The sequence below is a fragment of the bacterium genome (assembly GCA_026398675.1).
Classification (GTDB): Bacteria; RBG-13-66-14; RBG-13-66-14; order RBG-13-66-14; family RBG-13-66-14; genus RBG-13-66-14.
Map to the genome: position 1 here is coordinate 1 of JAPLSK010000293.1, position 3,627 is coordinate 3,627.

The window sequence follows — 3,627 nt, forward strand, 5'->3', positions numbered from 1 at the left end:
GCCGCAGGGGCAGGGGTCGTTGCGGCCCAGCTTCTTCCCCTCCTCGTCGTGCTTGGTCTCCCGCGATGTCTTCCCCGTGGAGGGCTGACCGGCGCCCGGCTCCGGCGCTTTGGCGTAAGACTCCTGCCGCCGACGGGCGCGCTCCGCGGTCTGCGATGTGAGGCGGTAACGGAAGAAGCGGGTGACCACCTCGTTGTTGACCTCGTCCATCATGTCGCTGAAAGCCTCGAAGGCCTCCTTCTTGTACTCGACGAGGGGGTCGCGCTGGCCGTAAGAGCGCAGGCCGATGCCCTCCCGCAGCGCGTCCAGGTAATTCAGGTGCTCCTTCCAGGCGGTGTCGAGATGGGACAGGAGCACGAAGCGCTCCAAGAGGTGCATCTGTTCCGGATCGTATTCGGCCTCGCGCATCTCGTAGGCCTTCTCCACCCCGAAGCGCAGGGCCTCGTAAAGCCCCTCGCGCCCCTTCTCCCGGGCCGTGGCCTCGAGCTCCTCGGGCTTCAACAGGGCGGGGAAGGTGGTCATGTACCAGCCCCGCAGGCTGTCCAGGTCCCATTCATCGGCTTGGAGGTCGTCGGAGGCTATCTCGTCCAGCTTGATCTCGATGGCTTCCTCCATCAGGCCGAGGATGTGGTCCTTGAGATCGCGGCCCTCGAGGATGCGGCGCCGCAGCTCATAGATGACCTCGCGCTGCTTGTTGACCACGTCGTCGTAATCGAGGGTGCGCTTGCGGACGCCGAAGTGGTAGTCCTCGACGCGCTTTTGGGCCGTGCCGATGGTCTTGGTGATGAGGGGGTGGTAGAGGGGCTCGCCCTCCTCCACCCCGGCGCGCTCCATAGCCGTGGCTATGCGCTCCGAGCCGAAGAGGCGCATCAGGTTGTCTTCCACGGAGAGGTAGAACCTCGAGGAGCCCGAGTCGCCCTGGCGCCCGGAACGGCCGCGGAGCTGCCGGTCAATGCGGCGGGCGTCGTGGCGTTCCGTCCCGATGATGTGCAGGCCGCAGGGGTTGAGCTCGTGATTCTTGGCGAAGGCGCGGGTGGCGGAGTCGTCCGACGGAGGTTTCCCCGGATCTATCACCAGACCGCACGGCATCTTGTAGGCGCCCGGAGGGGCCTTCTTGGTTCCGCTTTCGCACTGGGCCAGAATTTTCGGACAGGTGGAGCACTCGTACGCGGCGATGGTTCCGTCGGGGGCCTCGCGGCGGCACTTGATGCAGCAGAGCCCCTTCCCGGCCAGGGGGTGCCCTTCGGGGTAGAGGCACCAGACGACGCCCGGTCCGAGCTTGATGTCGGTGCCGCGGCCCGCCATGTTGGTGGCGATGGTGACCCGTCCCGCGTGGCCCGCCTCGCGAACTATCTCCGCCTCGCTCTGGTGGTTCTTGGCGTTGAGGACGTTGTGGGGGATGTTCTGCCGCTTGAGGAGACGGGATAGGGTCTCCGAGACGTCCACCGATACGGTGCCCACCAGGACCGGCCGGCCGGCCGAGCGGATTTTTTCGATTTCCTCGATGACCGCCGCGTACTTCTCCCGCCGGCTTTTATAGATGAGGTCGTCGTAATCCACCCGGCGGACCGGCTCGTTGGTGGGGATGACGTTGACCTCGAGCTTATAGATGTCGCCGAACTCCTGGGCTTCGGTCTCGGCGGTGCCGGTCATCCCGCCGAGCTTTTCGTAGAGGCGGAAGTAGTTCTGCAGGGTGATGGTGGCGAGGGTGATGGTCTCCCGCTCTATCTGCACGCCCTCCTTGGCCTCCAGGGCCTGGTGGAGCCCCTCGGAATAGCGTCTCCCCGGCATGAGCCGCCCGGTGAACTGGTCCACGATGAGCACCCGGTTATCCTTGACGACGTAGTCCACGTCGCGCTCATACAGCGTGTAGGCCTTGCAGAGCTGGATGATGTTCTGGATTTCCTCCGTGCGCAGGGCGGCATCGTCTATGACCGTTTTGCGGTGCGCCTCCTTCTCCACGGGGTCCATCTCCAGGGCGTCCACCTCTTCCATGAGGGCGTCTATGTCGGGCATGGTGAAGCGTTCGGGAGTGCCCGGGGACAGGGCCTGGCGCCCCTTCTCGGAGAGGTCGGTGGCGAAGGATTTTTCCTCGATGGAGTAGAAGAGCTCCTCCTTGAAATCCGAGAGGCCCTTGGAAATCATGAGTGCGTTCTCTACGGACTGGACCTGGCGCTGGATCGCCGGGTCTTCCAGGATTTTCAACAGTCGCCGGTTCTTTGGGGAGCCCATCCGGACGAGCAGCAGCTTTTCGGCGCAGAGCCGGTCGGATTCGCCGGTCTCGTCCTTCATCAACTGGTCGGCCTCGGTCAGGAGCTTGGTCACCTGTGTGTGCTGCCTGCGGAAGAGATCGTGGACGAGGGAGTTGAGCTTGTCGAAGCGGTGGGTGGACTCGGGGGCGGGTCCGGAGATGATGAGGGGCGTGCGCGCCTCGTCTATGAGCACCGAATCCACCTCGTCCACGATGGCGAAGTAGTGGCCGCGCTGGACGAGCTGCTCGGGGGTGGTGGCGGTGCCGTTGTCGCGCAGGTAGTCGAAGCCGAATTCGTTGTTTGTGCCGTAGGTGACGTCGCAAGCGTAGGCCACGCGGCGTTCCGGCGGCTCCATGTCGTGTTGGATGCAGCCCACGGTGAGCCCGAGGGTGTTGTAGACGCCGCCCATCCAGGCCGCGTCGCGCAGGGCCAGGTAGTCGTTGACGGTGACCAGGTGGACCCCGCGGCCGGAGAGGGCGTTGAGGTAAATAGGCATAGTGGCCACCAGGGTCTTGCCCTCGCCGGTGGCCATCTCGGTGATGGCGCCGCGGTGCATGTAAACGGCGCCGATAACCTGCACGTCGAAGTGCACCATGTCCCAAACCGTGTCGTGCCCCACCACGTCCCAGGTCGCGTTGAATTTCTTCAGCACGTAACAGGCCGTCTTGACGCCCGCGTAGGCCTCGACGAGGGTATTATCCTCCAGCGCGTCTTCCCAGTATTTCTTCTCCTCGACGCCATTTTCCTTTGCCAGGGTCCAGTCCTCCCGCAACCGCTGCTGCAATCCCTTAGTCCTTCGGGTGAGGGCGGCGGCCCAGCGGCGCAGCTCGGGGTCGGTGAAGCCCTGGGCTATCCCGACCAGCTCGGCGTCGGGGTCGGCCTCGGAGTAACAGGCGCGGAAATTGCTGTCTTGCAGGTTGACGAGCTCATCGCATCGGGCATTAATCCGGTCCACGAGGGGCAGGACGCGCTTGACGTCGCGGCTGTACTTCGTACCGAAGGCCTTTTTGATAAACCCCATGGGTCGGCGCCTAACCTTGATTTTGCGGAACCGGGCCGTTTTACGCGACTTATCGGGGCCGGCTCTGGTTTTGTTTTGGGTAAAAACGCCCCGTGGACGGTGAGAAGTACCCCCCCGCTCCATGATTTCGGGTGTAGCGGAAAAGCGGAGTCATGCTCCCGTAAAAAAGTATACCATGCTCCATGAAGGTAGAACAAGGTGTACGGTAACGCGACCCTCACGGTTCCCCTTGATGGGCTGTGTTGCGGGAGCTTCATCGGTTGACTTTAATCTGGGCGGTGTGTTAGCTTAACCCCAAGTATATCCCCAAGTTGCGATTCCGGTACCCGGGGGATTTTTCAAGGTCATCTCCAC

General features: G+C 63.4%; 1 protein-coding gene. It reads right to left on the reverse strand.

What is annotated here, in order from left to right:
• On the reverse strand, positions 1 to 3,273 hold a 3,273-nt coding region (gene secA, locus NTW26_08690), incomplete at its 3' end, for a preprotein translocase subunit SecA (protein MCX7022329.1).
• Between the last annotated feature and the right edge of the window lie 354 nt (positions 3,274 to 3,627).